Origin of the sequence: Longimicrobium sp. (genome assembly GCF_036280135.1) — a bacterium.
GTDB lineage: Bacteria > Gemmatimonadota > Gemmatimonadetes > Longimicrobiales > Longimicrobiaceae > Longimicrobium.
Window position 1 is genome coordinate 1 of sequence record NZ_DASURI010000150.1, and the last position, 3,712, is coordinate 3,712.

The 3,712-nt window shown below is 73.2% G+C and carries 2 protein-coding genes; one reads left to right on the plus strand and one right to left on the minus strand.

All coding sequences use genetic code 11. The features are described from left to right. Positions 1–85 precede the first annotated feature (85 nt). On the minus strand, positions 86–1,792 hold the full coding sequence (locus tag VFZ20_RS04555) for a glycoside hydrolase family 3 protein (protein ID WP_329682648.1): 1,707 nt from the start codon (positions 1,790–1,792) through the stop codon (positions 86–88). Between the two features lie 694 nt (positions 1,793–2,486). Between VFZ20_RS04555 and VFZ20_RS04560 the strand changes: the two genes are divergently transcribed. Then, positions 2,487–3,712: glycoside hydrolase family 9 protein (locus VFZ20_RS04560; RefSeq protein ID WP_329682649.1), on the plus strand; the 1,226-nt coding region annotated here is incomplete at its 3' end.

Below are 3,712 nucleotides of genomic sequence, written 5' to 3' on the forward strand. Positions count from 1 at the left end.
CGGGGATGGGGGGCGCTCCGCGATCCACGCGATCCATCCATCATGAGAAGAGAGCCGTTGATGGCCGTTTCCCGCATTGCGTCCTTCATCGCCGCACCTCGCGCGTAAGGCCCGTGCCGCGCGGCAGATCGGGCGTGGGGATGGTGACGGGCAGGCGGCCCGTGATGGCGGCCTGCCCGGCGAGCGCGCGGGCGGCGGCACGCTGGCTCACCTCCGCGCCGCCCCACGCCAGCAGGTACGCCGGCGCCGTGGGATAAGCGCTGATCACGTACGGGCTCCCGAACGAGACGGCGACCACGCGATCTCCGCGCGTCGCCAGGGCCTGCACGAATTGCGGAAAGCCGCCCCGCGCGCCCACCGTGCCCGCGTGCTCCCGCGGCTGCACGTACGCCGACGCCACGATCACGTCCGCCGAATCGGCCAGGGCCAGGATGCGCGCGTACGTCTCCGGCGGCGTCTGCGGGTCCACCCGGAACGAGCCGACCGTGTGGCCCAGGCGCGTGAGCTCGCGGTCGAACCACCGGCCCGCCGTCAGGTCCACGGCGTCCGCGTAGGTGATGGACAGCACGCGCGCGCCGGGCGCCATCGGCACGGAGCCGCGCTCGTCGCGCGCGAGGGTGATGGAGCGCTCGGCCACCGTCTGCGCCAGCTGCCGGTGCGCGCGCGTGCCGACGACGTCATCCACCGATTCCAGGTCCGCCGTGGCCGATCGGTGCAGCCCCGCGCGCGCCTTGGCCTCCAGGATGCGCCGCACGGACGCGTCCAGCCGCGCCTGGCTGATGCGCCCGGACTCCACCCCGGCGACGAGGGCGTCCACGGCCTCGCGTGCGTCCAGCGGCTGCAGCAGCAGGTCGATGCCGGCCTCCAGCGCCATCAGCAGGGGCTCCGTGCGGCCGTAGCGGCCCACGATGGCGCCCATGTCCATGGCGTCGCTGATCACCAGTCCCCCGAATCCCATCTCGCCGCGCAGCACGTCCGTGGCAAAGCGGCGCGAGAGCGAGGCGGGCGGCGCGTCCGGGCCCTCCACGCCCGTCACGGAGATGTGCGCGGCCATCATCCCGTCCACGCCGGCGGCGACGGCCGCGCGGAACGGGACGAGCTCCACGGAGTCCAGCCGCGCCCGGTCCGCGCGGATGGCCGCCACGCCGATGTGCGTGTCGGCCTCCGTGTCGCCGTGCCCGGGAAAGTGCTTGCCGGCCGCCATCAGCCCGCCCGCGTGCTCGCCGCGGAGGAACGCCGTCGCCAGCCGCGCCACCGCGCGCGGGTCCTCGCCGAACGAGCGCGTGTTGATGATGGGGTTGAGCGGATTGGAGTTGACGTCCAGCACGGGCGCGAAGTTCAGGTGCACGCCCACGGCCCGCGCCTCGCGCGCCGTCACCCGGCCCACCTCGTACGCCAGCGCCGTGTCGCCGATGGCCCCCAGCGCCATCACGGGCGGAAACGACGTGCCGCCGCCCAGGGGAAGCAGGTGCGGCAGCGTGTATCCGCCACCCAGGCGCATCCCCGGGCCGCTCTCCATGTCCGTCGTCACCAGCAGCGGCACCTTCGCGCGGCGCTGGACGGCGTTCAGCTTGGCCGCGTAGCTGTGCGGCAGGCCCACGGAGATCACGATCCCGCCGATCCCCTCGCGCTCCACCCATTCCAGCAGCCGGTCCATCTCCGGCGAGTCTTCCGCCGCGTACTCCCCGCCCACCCACGGAAAGACCAGCTGCCCCGCCTTTTCGCGCAGGGTGAGCGACGCCAGGGTGCGCTCCACCCACGCGCGTCCCTCCGCGTCCAGCCCGGTCGCCAACGGAGCGCTCGGCGCGATGGCGGACGCTACGCGGGTTGGACCTGGCCGATCCGGATCGGTGGATACGGGGCGCGCGGCGGGCGCGCAGGACGCCGCGATCCCCAGCAGCGGGAGGAGCGCGGCGACGGAACGGCGGATGGGGCGGATGGATCGCATGCCGCGCAACCTACCCCGCGCCGCGCCGGACCGGCAACCGCTCGCGGATGACGACGAATTGCGCGGATACGAGAGGGACGGACGTGGGCAAGTACGGACGACGCGGGCGAGGATGACGCGGACGAAACCGCACGGGCGAGTCCCGGAATTCGTCGCCACGCCCCAGCCTGAGCGGATGAATCCGCCGCTGGGACAGCGGAAAGCCCTGTCTCGCGCCGACGCGCTCTGCGAACAGGGCTTCAACCGCCAACGTGGGCCGCCTCCCGGCGACGCGGCCGGCTCGACGCGCGGCGTCGGTGTACTCCCGCCGACCTTTGCTGGGGCAGTCCGCGCAGGCGGACTTCGTGCCTTTCCAGCGGCGAATTCATTCGCTCCTGGATCGTTCGCGCGAGGCGTGGCGGCATCCGGGATCGCCTGTCGCGGCCCTCGCATCCGTCCTACCTTGCGCGATCCCATCGGCAAACATCCGTACCGCGGTCCAGGCTGCATGCCACACCCGTCCAATCCGCCGCACCCGTTCGTCCAAATCGCCCGACGCGTGTTCGCCGCGCTTCCGCTGATCCTCGCGCTGTGGGCCGCCGGTTCCGCCGGTGCGCAGACCGCGCAGAGCGGCGAACGCGCGTGGATTCGCGTCAACCAGCTGGGCTACCTGCCGAACCGGCCCAAGGTGGCCGTGCTGTGCGCGCTGGATTCGCGCCCCGCGGGCACGTTCACCGTCGTGGACGCGCGCGGGCGGACGGTGTTGCGGGGGCGCGCGACGGACGGCGGCGCGTTCGGGCCCTGCGCGTCCGCGCATCGCCTCGATTTTTCGCGGGTGCGCGCGGCGGGCACGTACACGCTCGTGGCGGACGGCGTGCGCTCGCCGGCCGTGCGCATCAACGCGGACGTGTACACGGGCGCGGCGGACTCGCTGCTGGCGTACATGCGGCAGCAGCGAAGCGGCTGGAACCCGCTGTTTCGCGACAGCGTGCACGCGCGCACGGACGGCATCCTCGTCGACCATCCGGAGGCCGGCGCGTTCATCGACGTCGCGGGCGGATGGGCGGATGCCGCGGACTACCTGCAGTACGTCACGACCTCCGCCAACGCCACCTGGCTGATGCTGATGGCGTACCGCGACCATCCGTCCGCCTTTGCCGACCTGCACGCGGCGGACGGCCTCCCCGGTGCCAACGGCACGCCGGACGTGCTGGACGAGGCGCGGCACGGGCTGGAGTGGCTGCTCAAGATGTATCCGCGCGACGACCTGCTGCTCAACCAGCTGGGCGACGACCGCGACCACTCGTTTCCCGACCTGCCCACGAACGACTCGTCGGATTACGGCTGGGGCCGCGGCGGACACCGGCCCGTCTACCCGTGCACGGGCCGCCCGCAGGGGCTGCTGACGCACCGCAACCGCTCGGACGGGATGGCGTCCACGGCGGGCAAGATGGCGTCGGCGTTCGCCCTGGGCGCACGGCTGTTCGCGGAGCGCGACCCCGCGTTCGCGGCGCTGCTCGCGCGAAAAGCGGAGGCGGCGTACGCGCTGGGCAGGGCGAACCCGGGCGTCTGCCAGACGGCGCCCGCCCGCGCGCCGTACTTCTACGAGGAGGAGAACTGGGCCGACGACATGGAGCTGGCCGCGGCCGCCCTGGGCGCGCTCACGGGCCGCCCCGCGTACCGGGACGATGCGCTTCGGTTCGCGCGGATGGAGCCCGTGACGCCGTGGATGGGCGCCGACACGGCCCTGCACTACCAGTGGTATCCCTGGCACAACAACGGGCA